The following is an 18,320-nucleotide window of genomic DNA, read 5'->3' as shown; positions in this document are numbered from 1 at the left end:
GACCGACGTCCTACGGCAGTGACTGCCGGGGCGACCGACGTCCTACGGCGGTGACTGCCGGCCCGTCCGTCACGGGCGCCCCGGCTTCCCCTCCCCGTACAGCCACTCCTCCCAGACCCCGCCGAAGTCCTCACCCGGCGCCGTCTCCTCCACGTACGCCGTGAAGTCGGCGGTGTCCGCGTTGCCGTGACGGTGGGCTGCTGCCCAGCCCTGGAGGATGGCGTAGAAGGTGTCATCACCGACGGTCTGCCGGATCTTGTGCAGGACCATCGCGCCGCGCTGGTAGACGGGGCTGTCGGAGATGTGGTCGGCGCCGGGCGGCTCGGCGGGCGGGAAGCTCCACAGGTCCTCGTAGGTGTCCTCGCCGTGGTCGTAGAGCGCGTCGAAGGTCTCCTCGGCGCTGTCACCGCCGTGGTCCTCCGCCCACAGCCACTCCGCGTACGTCGCGAAGCCCTCGTTGAGCCACATGTCCCGCCAGGTCTTCGGCGTGACGGAGTTGCCGTACCACTGGTGGGCGAGTTCGTGGACGAGGAGCGCGGTGTCGGGTACGCCCGGGAAGAAGGGGCGGTTCTGGGTCTCCAGTGCGTAGCCGGCGTCGCTGTCGCGGTCGACGATCGCTCCGGTGGAGGAGAAGGGGTAAGGGCCGAAGGCGTCCTCGGCCCACGCCTGGATCTCGGGGATCCCTGCCAGTACTTCGCGGCTCGCGTCGGCGCGGGTGGGGTCGACGGCGACGTACACGGGCAGGCCGTCCGGCGTGGTGGAGCGGCGGATGTCGTAGTCGCCGATGGCGAGCGTGGCGACGTAACTCGCCATGGGCTCGCCGGTGTGCCAGGTGAAGGTCGTGCGTTCCCCGCTGGTCCTCTCGCCCGTCAACTCCCCGTTGGAGACGGCCTCCAGGCCCTCCGGCACGGTCACCGCGATGTCGTACGACGCCTTGTCGGAGGGATGGTGATTGCCGGGGAACCAGGCCATGGACCCCGTCGGCTCACCGAGCGCGAGCGCCCCGTCGGCGGTGCGCACCCAGCCCTCCTCCGAGCCGTCCGGGTAGGTGATCGTCTCCGGGATACCGGAGTAGTGGACCGTCACTCGGAACGTCTCACCCTCCTTGAGGTCCCCGTCCGGGCGGACGGTCAGCTCCCGCCCGGCTCGGTTCCAGCGGGCGGCCTCACCGTCCACGGTGACCTTGCCGACGTCCAGGCCCTGGAGGTCGAGGTCGAAGGCGGAGAGGTCCTGGGTGGCGCGGGCGGTGACCGTGGCGGTGCCGGTGAGGCGGTGGGTGTCCGGGGCGTAGCCGAGGTCCAGGTCGTAGTGGGTGACGTCGTATCCGCCGTTGCCCGCCTTGGGAAAGTACGGGTCGCGCAGGCCGGAGGCGCCCGGGGTGCCCTGGGCGCCGCCGGTGCACGCGGTCAGGGCCAGGGCGAGCAGGACGGAAGCGCAGGTCGGGGCAACGGGGGCGGATCGGGACACGTCAGCAATCCTATGAGGACGCGCGTGACACCATCACCTACGTGCTCGACATCGGCTACGCCCTCTCCAACCGCTTCCCGGACCCCCCGCAGACGGACTACCGCCACGCGGACGTCCACACCCTCCGCCATGATCTGTTCTGCGGCGACGTCTACCTCGCCGACACCGAAGCGGACCGGGAGTTGTCCACAGCCTGGGGATGGGTGCCGGTGCTCGACTTCGCTTGGGCGCTGTGCGACATCGTGGAACGCCTCGACCAGGACCCGGCCGGCTCCCGCGCCTCCCGCCCCCAACGCGCGGAACTGGACTTCACCGAGTCCACCGACCGTCTCCTCTTCGAGCGCCGCTTCGGCTGGGTGGACATCGAGTCCGACTGGATGCCGGCCGAGGAACCTCCGCTCACCTTCTCCCACGCGGAACTACGCAGAGAGGCCCGGGACTTCCTGCACGACCTGATCGCCGACCTGGTCGACCTCCACGACGACCTGGGCGAGAACCCGGCGATCTGGACCCTGCAGGCGCGTTTTCCGCGGGTGCGGTGAGTGCGCGGGGCGTGAGCCGCCCCCACCACCATGCCCCCCTCACCTCTCACACCTCACCGCTCACTCCTCACCCCTCCACCCGGATCCCCATCTCCGCCGCCAACACCGGTGCCAGATCCAACAGCTGGGACGAGCTGATCACCGCGCCCCTCAGCCGGTCCACTCCCCGTGCGATCTCCAGCGAGGCAGCCCCCCGCAGGTCCACATCCACGAGCGTCACCCCGCTCAGATCCGCCCCCTTCAGGTCGCAGTCCACGAACTCCACCCGCTCCAGCCGGGCGCCCCCGAAGTCCGGCTCCACCAGCACGCACCCCTCGAAGACGACATCCTTGAGGCGGGCCGTACGCAGGTTCAGGTAGTCGATCTTGCCGCCGCGAATCAGGACGCGCTCCAGTACGGACCCGTGCATCTGCACCCCGCCCAGGCGGGCGTCCTTCACCTCGACGTCACGGAACGTCGACTCGGCGAGGTCGGTGCCGACGCCCCGTAGACCCGTGAGGACCGAGTCGAGGACACGGGCGTGGTGGAGCCGGGTCTCGTCCAGCGCGCAGCCCGTCAGCGCACAGTCCATGAAGCGAGCGCCTCTGCCGTCCTGCCCGACGAAGTCCGCCTCCCGGAACTCCACCCCGTCATAGTCCCCGTCCGGCTCCAACGGACCGCCCCTGTACGGCTCCAGCGGCGGCAACCGCACCTCCGGCCGCCGCGCCGCCTTCACCGCCGTACCACCAGTCCCACTGGTACCAGCAGTACCACTGGTACCTCTGGTACCGCCGATCCCGCCCGCTCCTCGCCTCACCATGCCCCCATGCTCCACCCCACCACTGACAACCCCTCCCCACCTGCGGAAACAGCCCCCATGTCACATTCCGGCCCCCTCAATCAGTCGTACTCACTGAAAGACGACCCCAACCCGAGGGAGACCCCCAGCCATGCACCGCATCACCGTCATCGGCGGCGGCTTCGCCGGACTGACCGCGGCCATCACCGCCGCCGAGGCGGGCGCCAAGGTCACCGTGCACGAAGCCCATCACACCCTCGGCGGCCGTGCCCGGACCGCCGAGGGGCCGTACAAGACGAACGAAGGACCGCACGCCCTCTACAACGGCGGCCCGCACTGGTCCTGGCTCAAGCAACGTGATCTCATCGGGCCGCTCGCGCCCATCCCGCCCCTGGAAGCCGCCCGGCTGCGGTTGCGCCACAACGGCGTCCTGCGCCGCACCCCGCCCTTCGCCATGCTGAAGCTGCTGCGCCCCGGCGCCCGCCAAGCCCCCGTCGACGTCGACTTCCTGACCTGGGCGACCGAGCAGGCGGGCGAGGAGGGCGCCCGCGCCGCCGCCCACTACTCCGCCGTCGCCCTGTTCCACCACGACCCCGGCGCCCTGTCCGCCGCCTTCGTCCAGGAACGCCTGCGCCGCGCCACCAAGCTGCCGCCCGAGGCCCACTACCCGCGCGGCGGCTGGGGCAGTGTCATCGACCGGATGGCCGCGCGGGCATGGAATCTCGGCGTCCGCATGGAGACCCTGTCCCGCGTCGACACCGTGCCGACGGACACGCCCGTCGTCGTCGCCACCTCCCTCGACGCCGCCCGCCGCCTCCTCCGCGACGACTCGCTGACCTGGACGAGCGGTCGTGCGGCTCTCATCGATCTCGCCGTGCGGACCCGGCGCGGGGACGCCTTCGCCGTCTCCGACCTCGACTCCCCCGGATGGATCGAGCGCTTCACGGCCCAGGACCGGACCCTCGCCCCCGCCGGCGAGCAGCTCATCCAGGGACAGATCCCCATCGCCCCGCACGAGACGAAGGCCGACGGCATCACCCGCGCCGAGCAACTCCTCGACCTCGCCTTCGACGGCTGGCGCGCACGCGTCACCTGGCGGCGCGAGACCGTCGCAAACGGCCGTACGGGCGCCGTCGACCTGCCCGGCACCAGCTGGCGCGACCGGCCCGCCATCGACCGCGGCGACGGCGTCTACCTCGCGGGCGACCAGGTCGCCGCCCCCGGCGTCCTGTCAGAGGTCTCCTTCAACAGCGCCCTCACCGCGGTGTCACTGGCGCTCGGCCGGCACACCCTTGACCTCAAGCATGCTTGAGGTTGAAGAGTGGGTTCCCAGATCCCAGATCCCAGATCCCAGAACCCAGAACCCAGAACCGGGATCCCATGGGGGACACCACATGCACGCCATCCGCCTGCACGCCTTCGGCCCGGCCGAGAACCTCACCCACGAGCAGGTCGAAGACCCGGTACCGGGCCCCGGCCAGGTCCGTATCGCCGTAGCGGCCGCCGGCGTCCACCTCCTGGACACCGCCCTGCGCGAAGGCATGCAGGGCCCTCTGCCCGAGCCGCCGACCCTGCCCACCATCCCCGGCCGCGAGGTCGCGGGCACGGTCGAGTCCCTCGGCGAGGGCGTCGCCGACCTCTGGCTCGGCAAGCACGTGGTCGCCCACCTCGGCTTCGCTCCCGGGGGCTACGCCGAACTCGCCGTCACCGACGTCGAACGCGTCCACGAGATCCCGGCGAACCTTGACGCCGCCCAGGCCGTCGCCATGATCGGCACGGGCCGTACGACGATGGGGATCCTGCAGTTCACCGAGCTCGGCTCAGGCTCCGTGGCCGTGATCCCGGCCGCCGCCGGAGGCATCGGCACCCTCCTCGTGCAGTACGCCAAGAACGCCGGCGCCACGGTCGTCGGCCTCGCGGGCGGGCCGGACAAGGTCGCCCAGGTGCAGGCGGGCGGCGCCGACCTCGCCGTCGACTACAAGGACCCGTCCTGGCCGGACAAAATCCGCGCCTACCTGGGCGGCCGTACCGCCACCGTCGTCTTCGACGGCGTCGGCGGCGAGGTCGCCCGCCAGACCACCGCCCTGCTCGGCCCCGGCGGCAAGCACATCGTCTTCGGCTGGTCCGGCGAGGGCCTGCACGACGGCAAGCCCTACCTCGTCGACGGCGTCTCCGAGCAGGTCCTCGGCCCCGTGATGATGCGGAAGGCGGGAGGCCCCAACCCCGTACGCACCCTGGAACTACGCGCCCTCACCGAAGCCGCCGCGGGCCGCCTCACCCCCGCCGTACAGCGCTTCCCGCTCGCCGACGCGGCCGCCGCCCACCGGGCCCTGGAGACGCGCGGGACTACGGGGAAGGTGGTCCTGGAGCCATGACCGGCCACCACCAGCGCTGCCCCGATTAATCACATGAGGTCACGCGCGCCCGCCGGTAGGGTCCGCCACGTGATCGACATTCCGGAGGAACTGGCGGCGGCACAGACCAAGTACAACGGCGAGGCGGGGCGGGCCATCATCGCCCGACTCCCGGAGCTGGCGGCCGAGTTCCTGGACCGCTGGGACCTGACGACCGACGGAGACGGACGCCCCATGCACGGCGTCTCCGCCCTGGTCCTGCCCGTCATCCGCGCGGACCGCACCCCCGCCGTCCTCAAACTGCAACTCCTGGACGAGGAAAGCGTCGGCGAACCGATCGCCCTGCGCATCTGGGACGGCGACGGCGCGGTACGCCTCCTCGACCACGACGAGGCCACCGGCACCATGCTCCTCGAACGCCTCGACCCGACCCGCATGCTCTCCTACCTGCCCGACACCCGCGAAGCGGTCCTGGTGATCGCCGGCCTACTGGCCCACCTCACCTCGACCCCCGCACCGCCCGGCATGCGCCAACTCGGCGACATCGCACAGGCGATGCTCGACCAGACCCCCTGGGCACTGGAACGCATCCCGGACCTCGAGTCCCGCCGTCTCGTCGCCGACTGCGCGGCCGCCGTACGCGAAGTCGTCACCGAACCCGGCGACCGCCTCCTGCACTGGGACCTCCACGACGAGAACGTCCTCGCCTCCGACCGCGCACCCTGGCTCGCCATCGACCCCAAACCACTGGCCGGCGACCCGGGCTTCGAGCTGTGGCCCGCCCTCGACAACCGCTTCGACGCCGACGAGATCACCTGGCGCTTCGACGCCATGACGGACGTCCTCGGCCTGGACCGCGCCCGCGCCCACGCCTGGACACTGGGCCGACTCCTCCAGAACTCCCTGTGGGACATCGAGGACGACCGCCCGCTGGAACCCCGACAACTGGACATCGCCCGCCGCCTGCGCACCCACCGGAGCTGACCACCATGATCCGCCCCGCGACCCCCGCCGACGTCCCCGCCCTCCACACCCTCATCCGCGAACTCGCCGAGTACGAGAAGGCGTTGGAGGAGGTGAAGGCGACCGAGGAGCAGCTCGATGAGGCCCTCTTCGGCGAACACCCGGCCGCCTACGCCCACCTCGCCACCGACGACACGACCGGCGACGTCGTCGGCTACGCGATCTGGTTCCTCAACTTCTCCACCTGGCGCGGCGTCCACGGCATCCACCTCGAGGACCTCTACGTCCGCCCCACCGCCCGCGGCGGCGGCCACGGCAAGGCCCTCCTGTCCGAACTGGCCCGCATCTGCGTCGACCGCGGCTACGCCCGCCTGGAGTGGTCCGTCCTGAACTGGAACGCCCCGACGATCGCCTTCTACGAGTCCATCGGCGCCCGTCCTCAGGACGAGTGGACGGTGTACCGGCTCACGGACGAAGCGCTCATGACGGCATCACGCATGATCAATCGCTGAACGGACACGGCTGCCCGCAGGAGCGTCACGAACATGCCGACCTTCATCCCCGGCCTCGAACTCTCCCGCCGCTTCTACACCGAGGCCGTACGCCCCCTGCTGGAGGAGGCCGCCCCCGGCATCCCCCACTCCGCCGCCCGCATCGGCAGCGGCTCCGAAGTCCTCGGCTTCGACACCGCCCGCTCCGCGGACCACGAATGGGGCCCGCGCCTCCAGCTCTTCCTCCACTCCACAGACGTCTCCCAGCACGCGGGACGCATCAGCCACCTCCTCGCCGCACACCTACCGAAGACCTTCCACGGCTACCCCACCCACTTCACCCCCACCGGCGAGGCGAACGACATCCGCGTCATGAGCCCCACCGACGGCCCCGTCCATCACCGCGTCCAGGTCGCCCACGCCTCCTCCTGGTTCACCACGACCCTCGGCTTCGACCCCACGTCCCCTATCGCGACGGCCGACTGGCTGGCGACACCCACCCAACTCCTCGCCGAGGTCACCGGCGGCGCCGTCTTCCACGACGGCCTCCACGTCCTCACCCCCGCACGCACCGCCCTGCGCTGGTACCCGCACGACCTCTGGCTCCACGTCCTGGCCTGCCAATGGCAGCGCATCTCCCAGGAAGAGGCCTTCGTCGGCCGCTGTGGCGAGGTCGGCGACGAACTCGGCTCCGCGGTCGTCACCGCCCGCCTGGTCCGCGACCTGATGCGCCTGTGCCTCCTCATGGACCGCCGCTACCCGCCGTACGGCAAATGGCTGGGCAGTGCCTTCGCCCGTACGTCGGCAGGGGCCCGCCTCACCCCGACCCTCACCGCAGCCCTCGCCGCCACGGACTGGCACACCCGGGAGCAGCACCTCGCCACGGCCTACGAGACGATCGCCGGCCTGCACAACGAGCTCGGCCTGACGGACCGGCTCGACCCGACCACCCGTCCGTACCACAGCAGACCCTTCCGGGTGCTGCGGGCGGAACGATTCACCGAGGCGCTTCTCGCCCGGATCTCCGATCCGGCGATCCGGGCGCTGCCGAGGGTCGGTGCGGTGGACCAGTTCGTCGACAGTACGGAGGTGCTGGGGCGGGCGGAGGTGGCTCGGACGGTGGCCGAGAGCATGGTGGCCGAGAGATGACGAAGCCCAGGTCAGAGGGTTCCTGACGCAGGCAGCCTGCACTCAGGAAGTGGAGAAGCCAGAAACTGTGTCGCTCTCGCCGGAAATGCTGCCGATGGCCGACGAGGTCCAGAAGATCATGACCACCGGGGAAGGCGATCTCCACCCTCATGACCTTGTCGAGCTGGCGCGGCGAGGGGATTCGGAACTCACCGGATACCTGGGACCTGTGTGGCGCGCAATCAAGGGTTACTGAGCGTGCCGGCTCACGTTGCGTTTCCCGTTGAGTCGGCACGGTAGCCACGCGCCGCGCGCCACTTCAAACGACCCCGGATGGCCGCGTTTGCCTCCCATGCCCCTGGGAAACCCGTGACAAGCACAGCACAACGGCACAAAGCGGACTCACGCTGTGCCCATGAAGGAGATCAAAATGGCTACGGGCATTGTGAAGTGGTTCAACGCGGAGAAGGGTTTCGGCTTCATCGCTCAAGACGGCGGCGGCCCCGACGTGTTCGTCCACTACTCGGCCATCGCCAGCAGCGGATACCGCGAACTCAACGAGGGCCAGAGGGTCCAGTTCGACGTGACGCAGGGACCCAAAGGACCCCAGGCCGAAAACGTCACTCCAGCCTGACCCAGGTGCTTGCGCGGGGGGACATGACCCACCCGCAGAACCTGGGCCGTAGCCGAAACTACGAGCTCACGGGCACTGCGGGCGGGTTTTCCTTGTTCATCGAGCCGCCTGTCGGAATCGAACCGACGACCTAGAGCTTACAAGGCACTCGCTCTGCCAACTGAGCTAAGGCGGCACCGCGCACTACAAAGCCATGCGCGAAGGCGTCACCACTGTACACAGAGCCCGTTTCCCCAAGCCACGACGTTCCCCTCTCACGCGACCGCAAAACTGTGCGTGACCAACCGTGCACCGAGGCCCTCGGCATCGGTGGGCGCGCTGCCCCCTGTCGAAAATTTCCGCGAAGTTCACATGTCCCGGAGTACTGACAGCCAGGCGAACGCCAGGTACCGTCCTGACCCAGTTCGCACGTGTGGACTACACCAACCTTCCCGGACGCTGTCCGGGACGGCTCACCACCTTCCTACAACGGATCGTCCGGCACGTTCCTGCCGGTAGAAGGGGGCCCATCACCATGGCCACTGTCTCGTTCGACAAGGCGACCCGGATCTACCCGGGTTCCACCAAGCCCGCCGTCGACGCTCTCGAGATCGACATCGAGGACGGGGAGTTCCTCGTTCTGGTCGGTCCGTCCGGTTGCGGCAAGTCCACCTCGCTCCGCATGCTCGCGGGGCTCGAGGACGTGAACGCCGGTTCCATCCGTATCGGTGACCGCGACGTCACGCACCTGCCGCCCAAGGACCGGGACATCGCCATGGTGTTCCAGAACTACGCGCTGTACCCGCACATGTCGGTCGCCGACAACATGGGCTTCGCGCTCAAGATCGCCGGCGTCAACAAGGCGGAGATCCGGCAGAAGGTCGAGGAGGCCGCGAAGATCCTCGACCTGACCGACTACCTGGACCGCAAGCCGAAGGCCCTCTCCGGTGGTCAGCGTCAGCGTGTCGCCATGGGTCGCGCCATCGTGCGTGAGCCGCAGGTGTTCCTCATGGACGAGCCGCTGTCCAACCTGGACGCCAAGCTGCGTGTGTCCACGCGTACGCAGATCGCGTCGCTGCAGCGCCGTCTCGGCATCACCACCGTCTACGTCACCCACGACCAGGTCGAGGCCATGACGATGGGCGACCGGGTCGCCGTCCTCAAGGACGGTCTGCTCCAGCAGGTCGACTCGCCGCGCAACATGTACGACCGCCCGGCGAACCTCTTCGTCGCCGGCTTCATCGGCTCCCCGGCCATGAACCTGGTCGAGGTCCCGATCACCGACGGCGGTGTGAAGTTCGGCAACAGCGTGGTGCCCGTCAACCGCGAGGCCCTCAAGACCGCCTCCGACAAGGGTGACACCACCGTCACCGTCGGTGTCCGCCCCGAGCACTTCGACATCGTCGAGCACAACGGCGGCGCCGCTTCCGCCCTGACCAAGGACACCGAGGACGCCCCGGCCGGCCTCGCCGTCTCCGTCAACGTCGTCGAGGAGCTCGGCGCCGACGGCTACGTCTACGGCAGCGCCAAGGTCGGCGACGACCTGAAGGACCTGGTCGTCCGCGTCAGCGGCCGCGCGGTCCCGGAGAAGGGCGCCACGCTGCACGTCGTGCCGCGGCCGGGCGAGACCCACGTGTTCTCGACGTCCACGGGCGAGCGCCTCTCCGACTGACAGGACAACACCACAACCGGGTGATTTCGCCCAGGTTGACGAGAAGGGCCCCGCAGCCTGCTGCGGGGCCCTTCTCGTTGTCGACAAATACCCCGGCAGACCGGTCGTTTCGAGCAGTGTGCGTCAACCCTCTACCCAAAAGAGAGCACCACTTCATCCCCCGAACCGGTGACTAAATGTCGCTAAAGCATTACCCCACGCTACCCTCACACGCGTGAAGCACTCCACTAACCAACAGACGCGACGCGGCCGGGGCCCCGCCCGCCGGATCGGCCGCTCCCTCGCCCTCGTCCTGCCCGTCGTCCTGGTGCTCTCCGGGACCCTCGCGGTCACCCGGGTCAACTGGTCGGGGAATCCCTCCAGCCCGGTGCTCACCGCCGCGGACGCGTCGTCGTCGGACGCCTCGTCGCGTGCCGCCGCCCGCGCCCCGCAGGACGTGCTGCGCGACCAGCTCCTGACGGAACTGCAGGAGGAGAACCCGGGCGTCGCGCTCACGCACCTCCAGGAGGCCGTGAACGGCCGTCCGTCGCTGGCGAAGCACTGCGTCTCCATCGCCCGGGCCCTGGGCCGCGCCGCGGTCCGTGTGTACGGCCCGACGCGCGCGCAGTCGTACGCCCGCCCGGTCTGCGACACCGCCTTCGCGTCGGGCGTCGCGGCGGCGCACGGCTGAACGGGCAGTTACGCCGGCACTACTTCGGAGGGGAGGACGCAAACGGGAGGACGGAAACGACTGATTAAGGAACGGTTGCCAGACCCGGCCGCGGGCGGGACGCGACGTACAGTTCGGTCATGACCGATCCGAACGTCGCGTCCCGCCCCGTTCAAGCCGTGGTTCTGGCCGGTGGCCAGGGCTCCCGGTTGCGCCCGTACACCGACGACCGGCCCAAGCCGATGGTCGAGATCCCCGGGACGGGGACTCCGATCATCGGCCATCAGCTTGTCTGGCTCGCGGAGGAGGGCGTGACGGATGTGGTGGTCAGCTGTGGCCATCTCGCCGAGGTTCTGCAGAAGTGGCTGGAGAACGCCGATCTGCCGGTGAACGTCACGACGGTCGTCGAGACGGAGCCGCTGGGCCGCGGCGGCGGCCTCAAGTACGCCGCCGCCCATCTTCCCCACCCGGACCGCGCCTGGTACGCCACCAACGGCGACATCTGGACCCGGTTCTCGCTGCGCGACATGGCGGACTTCCACACCGAGCGCGATGCGGTGGCGACCCTCGCGCTCGCGCGTCCGCGCATTCCGTGGGGGGCGGTGCGGACGGACGGGTTCGGGCGGATCACCGACTTCATCGAGTCGCCGCCGTCGACGTTCGAGATCAACGCTGGGGTGTATGTGTTCTCGCCGGAGTTCGCGGGGCTGCTTCCTGAGCGGGGGGATCATGAGCGCACGACGTTTCCGGGGCTTGCGCGTGAGCGGCGGCTGGCTGGGTTTCCGATTCCGCAAGGTGCGTATTGGCGTGCGATCGATACGGCGAAGGATTTGACGGAGGCTGCGAAGGAGCTGGCGGCGCTGGGGCGTTAGCGCCGTAGTCCCCCGTACGGCGAAGGGGTCCCGCATGTTGTTCATGCGGGACCCCTTCGTGTGGGCCGGAGTGTTCAGCCGGCAGGCGTGCCCAATACCCCGCCCACCGGCTCGGTTACCCCAACAGGCCGCCCACCAGGCCCTCCTGGCCGGAGGAGGAGCCGCCTCCGGAGCCGCCGGAGCCGCCGCTCGAGGTGCCTCCGGTGGCGCTGCCGCCGGAGGTCGGGCCGGAGGTGGTGCTGGGGGCCTGCTGGGCGGGGGAGGACCGCTGGGGCGGGGCCTGGCCCGTGGTGCCCTGGGTCTGGCTGGGTGAGCCGCCGGTCGCGGTGCCGGTCTCGCGGCCGGCGCCGGGGGTGGTGGCGGTGCCGGCGGACGGGCCGGCCGTCGTGCCCTGGGTGGGGGAGGTGGAGGCCGACGGGGTCTTCTTCTGCCGCTCGGTGGGGTCCTGCGGGAGCGGGGAGCCGGGCTGTTCGTTGCGCGGGGCCTCGCCGGGGCCGGGGACGACCACGCGGTCGGCGTCCCGGACGGCGCCGCCGAGCAGCGAGCCGATGAGCAGGGTGAGCCCGGTGACGACGGCGGTGATGAGGGCGCCGCGGCGCAGGACGTAGTGGCGCAGTTCCCAGATGTCGGCGCGGGGTCCGAGGCGCCGCCAGGCGCCGCCGGCGAGACGGCCGTCGATGGAGTAGACGGGGGCGCCAGCGATGATCAGCGGGGACCAGGCGGCGAGGTAGATGATGTCGGGTGTGTCGTAGGCGGGGACGCTCTTCCAGCTGACCGTGACGAGGAGGGCGGCGGAGAGGCCGGCGCCGACGACGGCGGCGACGCGCTGCCAGCAGCCCAGGACCGTGAGGACACCCACGATGACCTGGAAGAAGGCGATGACGAGCCCGGCGCCGACGGGGTGTTCGAGGGCGAACTGCCGGAGCGGCTCGGCGACTTCCCAGGGGTGCAGGGTGTTGAGCCACTTGACCATGGAGCCGCGCTTGCCGCCGTCGAAGTAGACAGGGTCGCAGAGTTTGCCCATGCCGGCGTAGATGGAGATCGCGCCGAGGAAGACACGCAGGGGCAGCAGGACGACGCCGAGGTTCATGCGGCGGCCCGGGTAATAGGCGTGCCGCGCGGGGTCGTCGCCGCGGCGTTCGGCGGACCGGGTCGCGCTCTCCGCCTCGTCGGGTTCGTGGTGGTCGTCGAACTGCTCGGTGCCGTAGGCGGGTTCGTCGTAGGCGCTGCCCACGGTCCGCATGTTCGGCAGAAGTCGGGTGCCTTGGGGATCGTGGGTGCGCTGGGCGCCGATGACGGGTGTTTCCATGGTCTGGGCGAGGTCGCCATAACCGTCGCCGTAACCGCGGTCGTCGTAACCGCCGTCGCCATAGCCGCTGTTGACGTCGACGCGTGGGATGACCTGGGTGGCTCCGGCGTCGGCGGACACGGATGGGGACGGGGACTGCTCGTCGCCGTGGCCGACGCTGCCGCCCCGCACGGCCTGGAGCAGGCGGTGGGCGCCGGTGTCGTCGGGGGCGGACTTGCCGCTCCAGACGACGGGGCGGCGACGGGCGCCCGCGGTCGCGGCCGGTCTGCCGGCCGCGCCGACGGCGGGGATACGGGCGGTGTCCTCGGTGGCGCTCAAGTGCCCTGCGATCCGCGGGGATTGACTGCGCCGCGCCGAGGCGCCGAACTGCACGCGGAAACTCGCATGATTGACGATGATCTGCGCCGGATCGCTCGGCACCTTCACCATGCTCAGCGCGGGAGCGTCGTCGTACCCCGACGAGCGGTCCCCCGTGGGTGTGCGGGGTGTTCTGGTGTCCACACTCATCTAACCGAGTGACGTGCGCTTAGGACACTGCCTTGACTTGGCGGATCTGTCCGGACCCCGTCAAGGTTGCCCCTGGACGCCGGAAATACCCCGTGTGAGTGACGTGGTCGAAGAGTCGTTCAGGCGCGTCGCCGAGCCGCCTCGTAGAGCACGATCCCCGCCGCCACACCGGCGTTGAGCGACTCCGCACCACCGGGCATCGGAATCCGCACCCGGAAGTCACAGGTCTCGCCGACGAGCCGCGACAGGCCCTTGCCCTCGCTGCCGATGACGATGACGACCGGACCCTGCAGGGCTTGAAGCTCGCCGAGTTCGGCCTCGCCGTCGGCGGCGAGGCCGACGACCACGATGCCCGCCTTCTTGTACGACTCCAGGGTCCGCGTCAGATTGGTGGCGCGGGCGACGGGCGTACGGGCCGCGGTGCCGGCGGACGTCTTCCAGGCGCCGGCGGTCATGCCGGCCGCGCGCCGCTCGGGGACGACGACGCCGTGACCGCCGAAGGCGGAGACGGAGCGGACGATGGCACCGAGGTTGCGCGGGTCGGTGACGCCGTCGAGGGCGACGATGAGCGGGTCCTCGCCCTCGTCGGCGGCGGCGTCGGCGAGGTCCTCGGGGTGGGCGTACTCGTAGGGCGGGACCTGGAGGACCAGGCCCTGGTGGTTGAGCCCGTTGGTCATGCGGTCGAGCTCGGGGCGCGGCGCCTCCATGAGGTTGATGCCGCCGCGGTCGGCCGCGAGCTGGAGCGCCTCGCGCACCCGCTCGTCGTTGTCGATGAACTGCTGGACGTACAGCGTGGAGGCGGGCACGCCCTCGCGCAGCGCCTCGACGACGGGGTTGCGCCCGACGACGAACTCGGACGCCGACTTGCCGCCGCGGCCGCGCGGCGCCTTGCGCACGGTCGCGCGCTTGACCTTCGCCTGTGCGGCGCGCTGCTTGGCGTGTCCCTTGCGCATCTCGGCGGGCGGCGTCGGTCCCTTGCCTTCCAGGCCTCGGCGCCGCTGGCCGCCACTGCCGACCTGCGCGCCCTTCTTGCCGGACATGCGGCGGTTGTTAGCGGCCATGACCTACCTGTCTGTCGTGAGTTTTCGTACGTACGTCTATGCAGTGTGCCGCCCGGAGGGCCGGGCGGCACAATCGATCACATTCGATTGCATTCGATTGCATTCGATCAAGAACGGGATCTACCGGGGACCGAGGCTCCAGCGCGGTCCCTGCGGGCTGTCCTCGATGACCAGGCCGGACTGGTTGAGCTGGTCGCGGATGGCGTCCGCGGTCGCCCAGTCCTTGCGGGAGCGGGCCGCCTCGCGCTGGTCGAGGACCAGGCGTACGAGGCTGTCGACCACTCCATGGAGGTCGTCGCCGCGGTCGGCCTCCCCGGCCCAGCGCGCGTCCAGGGGGTCCAGGCCGAGGACGCCGAGCATGGCCCGTACCTCCGCCAGCCGGGCCACTGCGGCTTCCTTGTCGTCGGCGGCCAGGGCGGAGTTCCCCTGCCGGACCGTGGTGTGGACGACGGCGAGGGCTTGGGGCACGCCCAGGTCGTCGTCCATCGCCTCGGCGAAGGCGGGCGGCACGTCGGCGGCCGGTTCGACGGCTCCTCCGGCCTTCTCCATCACCCGCTGCACGAAGCCTTCGATGCGGGCGAACGCGGACTCGGCCTCGCGCAGGGCGTCCTCGCTGTACTCGATCATCGAGCGGTAGTGCGGGGTGCCGAGGTAGTAGCGCAGCACGATCGGCCGCCACTGCTTGACCATCTCGGACACGAGGACGGAGTTGCCCAGCGACTTGGACATCTTCTCGCCGCTCATGGTGACCCAGGCGTTGTGCACCCAGTACCGGGCGAAGTCGTCGCCGTAGGCCTTGGCCTGCGCGATCTCGTTCTCGTGGTGCGGGAAGATCAGGTCCAGGCCGCCGCCGTGGATGTCGAAGGCCGAGCCGAGGTACTTGTGGGCCATCGCCGAGCACTCCAGGTGCCAGCCGGGGCGGCCGCGGCCCCACGGCGTCTCCCAGCTCGGCTCGCCCGGCTTGGCCGCCTTCCACATCGCGAAGTCACGCGAGTCACGCTTGCCGGTCTCGCCCTCGCCGGACGGCTGGAGCAGGTTGTCCAGCTCCTGGTTGGACAGGCTCAGGTACTCCGGGAAGGACTTCACGTCGAAGTAGACGTTGCCGTCGGCCTCGTAGGCGTGGCCGCGCTCGATGAGGCCGCGCATCATCTCGACCATCTCGGTCACATGCCCGGTGGCACGCGGCTCGTAGGTCGGCGGGAGGCAACCGAGGGCGTTGTAGCCGTCGTTGAACGCGCGCTCGTTCTCGTAGCCGATGGACCACCAGGGGCGGCCCTGCTCGGCCGCCTTGGTGATGATCTTGTCGTCGATGTCGGTGACGTTGCGGATGAACGTGACGTCGTAGCCGCGGTACCGGAACCAGCGGCGCATGATGTCGAAGTTCAGGTAGGAGCGGACGTGCCCGATGTGCGGGGCCGCCTGCACGGTGGCGCCACACAGGTAGATCGAGACACAGCCCGGCGTGAGCGGGTTGAAGTCACGAATCTGCCGGGCGCTGGTGTCGTACAGGCGAATGGTCACCACTCCAGGGTAGTGGGCCGGTGGGAGTGCCCTGCGACCTTCGGTTGAAGGTAGACGTATTCGTGTCGTTCACCCCCCGGTCGTTCACTCCCCGGCCGGGGTCAGACCCCGGTCCGCACCACCAGTGCCGTGGCGACCGCCATCAGGCCCTCGCCGCGTCCGGGGAAGCCGAGCCCGTCGGTCGTCGCCCCCGATACCGATACCGGCGCGCCGGCCGCTTCAGACAGGATCTTCTGGGCCTCGTCGCGGCGCTTCCCGATCTTCGGGCGGGGTCCGACGACCTGTACGGCGATGTTGCCGATGGTGAAGCCCGCCTCGCGGACGATGCGGGCGGCCTCCGTCAGCAGTGTCACGCCGGAGGCGCCCGACCACTGAGGTCGGCCCGTGCCGAAGTGCTGTCCCAGGTCGCCGAGTCCGGCGGCCGAGAACAGCGCGTTGCAGGCGGCGTGTGCGACGACGTCCGCGTCGGAGTGCCCGGCGAGACCCGCGCCCTCGCCCTCCCACTTCAGGCCGGCGCACCACAGGTCGCGGCCCTCTTCGAAGGCGTGGATGTCGGTGCCGATGCCGACCTGGGGGAGCGGGTAAGGCCCACCCGGCGGTAGCCGGACATCAGATGCTTCAGAAGCCATCGTTCGCCCTCCTGCGGGCCAGGACCGCCTCCGCGAGGACGAGGTCCAGAGGACGCGTGACCTTGAAGGCCTCCTCGTGGCCGGGGACGACCACGACCGTCAGGCCGAGCTGCTCGACCATGCCGGCGTCGTCGGTGACCTGGTCGGTCACCGTCTCGTGGGCGCGGATCAGGGTCGCGCGATCGAAGCCCTGGGGGGTCTGGACCGCACGGAGGCGCGCTCGCTGAGGGGTGGCCACCACCGGTTCCGGGTCCCCGGGTGTCGCGGCCGGCTCGACCTCCTTCACGGTGTCCGCGAGAGGCAGCGCCGGGACGACGGCGGGGGCGCCCTCGCGTACGGCCTCGATGACGGCGTCGACCGTGTCGACCGGGACCAGGGGCCGGGCGGCGTCGTGCACCAGCACGATGTCGTAGTCGGGCGGCAGGGCATCCAGGCCCAGCTTCACCGACTCCTGGCGGGTCGCGCCGCCCGGGACGACCAGGAAGTCCGTCCGCTCGGGCAGCGCGTGCGCGTCGAGCAGGGACTTGACCTCTCCGGCGCCGTCGGGCGGGGCCACGACGACGACCAGGGAGACGGCACGGGATGCGGCCAGCGCGCGGACCGCGTGGATCAGCATGGGTGTGCCATTCAGCGCGCGGAGCGCCTTGGGGGCGCCCGGACCGAGGCGTACGCCGCGGCCGGCGGCCGGAATCACCGCGGCCGTACGCGCGGGCGCGGGCGAAGGGCGCGAAACGTCAGACATCGGTTCCTGTCAGGTTTGTGTGCTCGGCCTAGTTGGGTATGGCCTCAAGCGTGCCGGGTACGACAGCTTGACCAGAACCCTTCCGTGACCCTGGTTGAGCAGGTTGCCCGGGCCCGGCACGAAAAAGTATCGGGGGGCTTCCCCCGAATCGGGGCACTTCCCTCGAGGCGAACACGCGTACGGCGTCTGAGTGCGAGCATGCCGCAGCGCCCGGCGACAGCTGGGATGTCATCGGGCACCGCGGCATTTCAATGTGCTGGGTGAGCTGAGGCCGGCTGGTGTCGGCGTCAGGACGCGAGGACCTCGTCGAGCAGGGCCTCGGCCTTGTCCTCGTTCGTGTTCTCCGCGAGAGCGAGTTCGCTCACCAGGATCTGGCGGGCCTTGGCGAGCATGCGCTTCTCACCGGCGGACAGTCCGCGCTCGCGCTCACGACGCCACAGGTCACGTACGACTTCCGCGACCTTGATGACATCGCCGGAGGCGAGCTTCTCCAGATTTGCCTTGTAGCGACGCGACCAGTTCGTGGGCTCCTCGGCGTACGGCGCGCGCAGCACCTCGAAGACCCGGTCCAGTCCGTCCTGACCGACCACATCACGCACGCCGACGAACTCCGCATTGTCCGCTGGCACACGCACCGTCAGGTCACCCTGGGCGACCTTCAGCACCAAGTAGGTCTTGTCCACGCCTTTGATCTGGCGAGTTTCGATGGCCTCGATCAGCGCGGCCCCGTGATGGGGATAGACCACGGTGTCGCCAACCTTGAACGTCATGTGACAGGTACCCCTTCCGTGGCTATCCAGAGTAACACGGAAACCGCGCGTTCTGAATGGCGTTTTCGCAGGTCAGGGCATATCTCGGGGCTTGACAACAGCAACTGGAACGTGCTGCGAGGGCCGAGCGGAAGAAGGTATTCGCAGGTGAGAGCGGCTCTCCGGGTGAGGTGAAACGCGTACGTTACACACATCCGGAGGCCCCTCCAGACGGCCGAACGTCCCCATATGTCCGGTTCCAAACGTGCGACT

At 70.0% G+C, this 18,320-nt stretch carries 19 protein-coding genes and 1 tRNA gene; 11 read left to right on the top strand and 9 right to left on the bottom strand.

Going from position 1 to position 18,320, the window contains the following annotated elements; translation table 11 throughout:
• Positions 1-69: 69 nt before the first annotated feature.
• Positions 70-1,467, bottom strand: a complete 1,398-nt coding sequence (locus CLM62_RS25745) for a M1 family metallopeptidase (RefSeq protein WP_095752277.1) — start codon at positions 1,465-1,467, stop codon at positions 70-72.
• Positions 1,468-1,508: 41 nt separating this feature from the next.
• Between CLM62_RS25745 and CLM62_RS25740 the strand changes: the two genes are divergently transcribed.
• Positions 1,509-2,009 (top strand): hypothetical protein, encoded by a 501-nt coding sequence (locus tag CLM62_RS25740; protein ID WP_095752276.1) that lies wholly within the window; start codon positions 1,509-1,511, stop codon positions 2,007-2,009.
• A gap of 67 nt (positions 2,010-2,076) precedes the next feature.
• Here the strand turns inward: CLM62_RS25740 and CLM62_RS25735 are convergent, their stop codons facing one another.
• Entirely contained in the window at positions 2,077-2,724 is a 648-nt protein-coding gene (locus tag CLM62_RS25735) for a pentapeptide repeat-containing protein (protein WP_257004086.1), read from the bottom strand.
• Between the two features lie 214 nt (positions 2,725-2,938).
• On the opposite strand from CLM62_RS25735, the gene CLM62_RS25730 reads away from it, so the two are divergent.
• The 7 genes from CLM62_RS25730 to CLM62_RS25705 all read left to right on the top strand — a co-directional run bounded on the left by CLM62_RS25730 (position 2,939) and on the right by CLM62_RS25705 (position 8,357).
• Positions 2,939-4,099 (top strand): NAD(P)-binding protein, encoded by a 1,161-nt coding sequence (locus CLM62_RS25730; protein WP_095752274.1) that lies wholly within the window; start codon positions 2,939-2,941, stop codon positions 4,097-4,099.
• Between the two features lie 82 nt (positions 4,100-4,181).
• Complete coding sequence (locus CLM62_RS25725) at positions 4,182-5,162, top strand: zinc-binding dehydrogenase (protein ID WP_095752273.1); 981 nt, start codon at positions 4,182-4,184, stop codon at positions 5,160-5,162.
• Positions 5,163-5,195: 33 nt separating this feature from the next.
• Positions 5,196-6,125, top strand: coding sequence for an aminoglycoside phosphotransferase family protein (locus CLM62_RS25720; RefSeq protein ID WP_095752272.1), 930 nt, complete (start codon positions 5,196-5,198; stop codon positions 6,123-6,125).
• A gap of 5 nt (positions 6,126-6,130) precedes the next feature.
• Positions 6,131-6,616 (top strand): GNAT family N-acetyltransferase, encoded by a 486-nt coding sequence (locus CLM62_RS25715; protein ID WP_095752271.1) that lies wholly within the window; start codon positions 6,131-6,133, stop codon positions 6,614-6,616.
• Between the two features lie 33 nt (positions 6,617-6,649).
• Positions 6,650-7,744 (top strand): DUF4037 domain-containing protein, encoded by a 1,095-nt coding sequence (locus tag CLM62_RS25710; protein ID WP_095752270.1) that lies wholly within the window; start codon positions 6,650-6,652, stop codon positions 7,742-7,744.
• A gap of 49 nt (positions 7,745-7,793) precedes the next feature.
• Entirely contained in the window at positions 7,794-7,979 is a 186-nt protein-coding gene (locus tag CLM62_RS49430; RefSeq protein ID WP_143659143.1) for a hypothetical protein, read from the top strand.
• Positions 7,980-8,153: 174 nt separating this feature from the next.
• Positions 8,154-8,357 (top strand): cold-shock protein, encoded by a 204-nt coding sequence (locus CLM62_RS25705; RefSeq protein WP_095752269.1) that lies wholly within the window; start codon positions 8,154-8,156, stop codon positions 8,355-8,357.
• Between the two features lie 102 nt (positions 8,358-8,459).
• On the opposite strand, the gene CLM62_RS25700 is transcribed toward CLM62_RS25705, so the two are convergent.
• Positions 8,460-8,532: transfer RNA gene (locus CLM62_RS25700), tRNA-Thr, on the bottom strand.
• Between the two features lie 339 nt (positions 8,533-8,871).
• Between CLM62_RS25700 and CLM62_RS25695 the strand changes: the two genes are divergently transcribed.
• The 3 genes from CLM62_RS25695 (at position 8,872) to CLM62_RS25685 (ending at position 11,529) form a co-directional block, all read left to right on the top strand.
• Positions 8,872-10,008, top strand: a complete 1,137-nt coding sequence (locus CLM62_RS25695; RefSeq protein WP_095752268.1) for an ABC transporter ATP-binding protein — start codon at positions 8,872-8,874, stop codon at positions 10,006-10,008.
• A 214-nt stretch (positions 10,009-10,222) separates the two neighbouring features.
• Positions 10,223-10,678, top strand: coding sequence for a hypothetical protein (locus CLM62_RS25690; RefSeq protein ID WP_095752267.1), 456 nt, complete (start codon positions 10,223-10,225; stop codon positions 10,676-10,678).
• 119 nt (positions 10,679-10,797) lie between these two features.
• The gene (locus tag CLM62_RS25685; RefSeq protein WP_095752266.1) at positions 10,798-11,529 is read left to right on the top strand and encodes a nucleotidyltransferase family protein; all 732 of its coding nucleotides are present in this window, start codon (positions 10,798-10,800) and stop codon (positions 11,527-11,529) included.
• A gap of 115 nt (positions 11,530-11,644) precedes the next feature.
• Here the strand turns inward: CLM62_RS25685 and CLM62_RS25680 are convergent, their stop codons facing one another.
• The 6 genes from CLM62_RS25680 to CLM62_RS25655 all read right to left on the bottom strand — a co-directional run bounded on the left by CLM62_RS25680 (position 11,645) and on the right by CLM62_RS25655 (position 18,068).
• Positions 11,645-13,345 carry a DoxX family protein gene (locus CLM62_RS25680; protein WP_179382229.1) on the bottom strand — a complete coding sequence of 567 codons (1,701 nt, stop codon included), beginning with the start codon at positions 13,343-13,345 and terminating at the stop codon, positions 11,645-11,647.
• A gap of 119 nt (positions 13,346-13,464) precedes the next feature.
• Positions 13,465-14,406, bottom strand: a complete 942-nt coding sequence (gene rlmB / locus CLM62_RS25675) for a 23S rRNA (guanosine(2251)-2'-O)-methyltransferase RlmB (RefSeq protein WP_095752264.1) — start codon at positions 14,404-14,406, stop codon at positions 13,465-13,467.
• 120 nt (positions 14,407-14,526) lie between these two features.
• The gene (gene cysS / locus CLM62_RS25670) at positions 14,527-15,927 is read right to left on the bottom strand and encodes a cysteine--tRNA ligase (RefSeq protein WP_095752263.1); all 1,401 of its coding nucleotides are present in this window, start codon (positions 15,925-15,927) and stop codon (positions 14,527-14,529) included.
• A 101-nt stretch (positions 15,928-16,028) separates the two neighbouring features.
• Entirely contained in the window at positions 16,029-16,556 is a 528-nt protein-coding gene (gene ispF, locus CLM62_RS25665; protein ID WP_095752262.1) for a 2-C-methyl-D-erythritol 2,4-cyclodiphosphate synthase, read from the bottom strand.
• Entirely contained in the window at positions 16,546-17,298 is a 753-nt protein-coding gene (gene ispD, locus CLM62_RS25660) for a 2-C-methyl-D-erythritol 4-phosphate cytidylyltransferase (protein ID WP_095752261.1), read from the bottom strand. The genes ispF and ispD overlap by 11 nt, the downstream gene beginning before the upstream one ends.
• A gap of 287 nt (positions 17,299-17,585) precedes the next feature.
• Positions 17,586-18,068 carry a CarD family transcriptional regulator gene (locus CLM62_RS25655; RefSeq protein WP_003953493.1) on the bottom strand — a complete coding sequence of 161 codons (483 nt, stop codon included), beginning with the start codon at positions 18,066-18,068 and terminating at the stop codon, positions 17,586-17,588.
• Positions 18,069-18,320 lie beyond the last annotated feature (252 nt).

The organism is Streptomyces sp. SA15, from assembly GCF_002291145.1.
In the GTDB taxonomy this organism is placed as follows: Bacteria; Actinomycetota; Actinomycetes; order Streptomycetales; family Streptomycetaceae; genus Streptomyces.
This window is presented reverse-complemented; position numbering and strand designations above follow the sequence as displayed.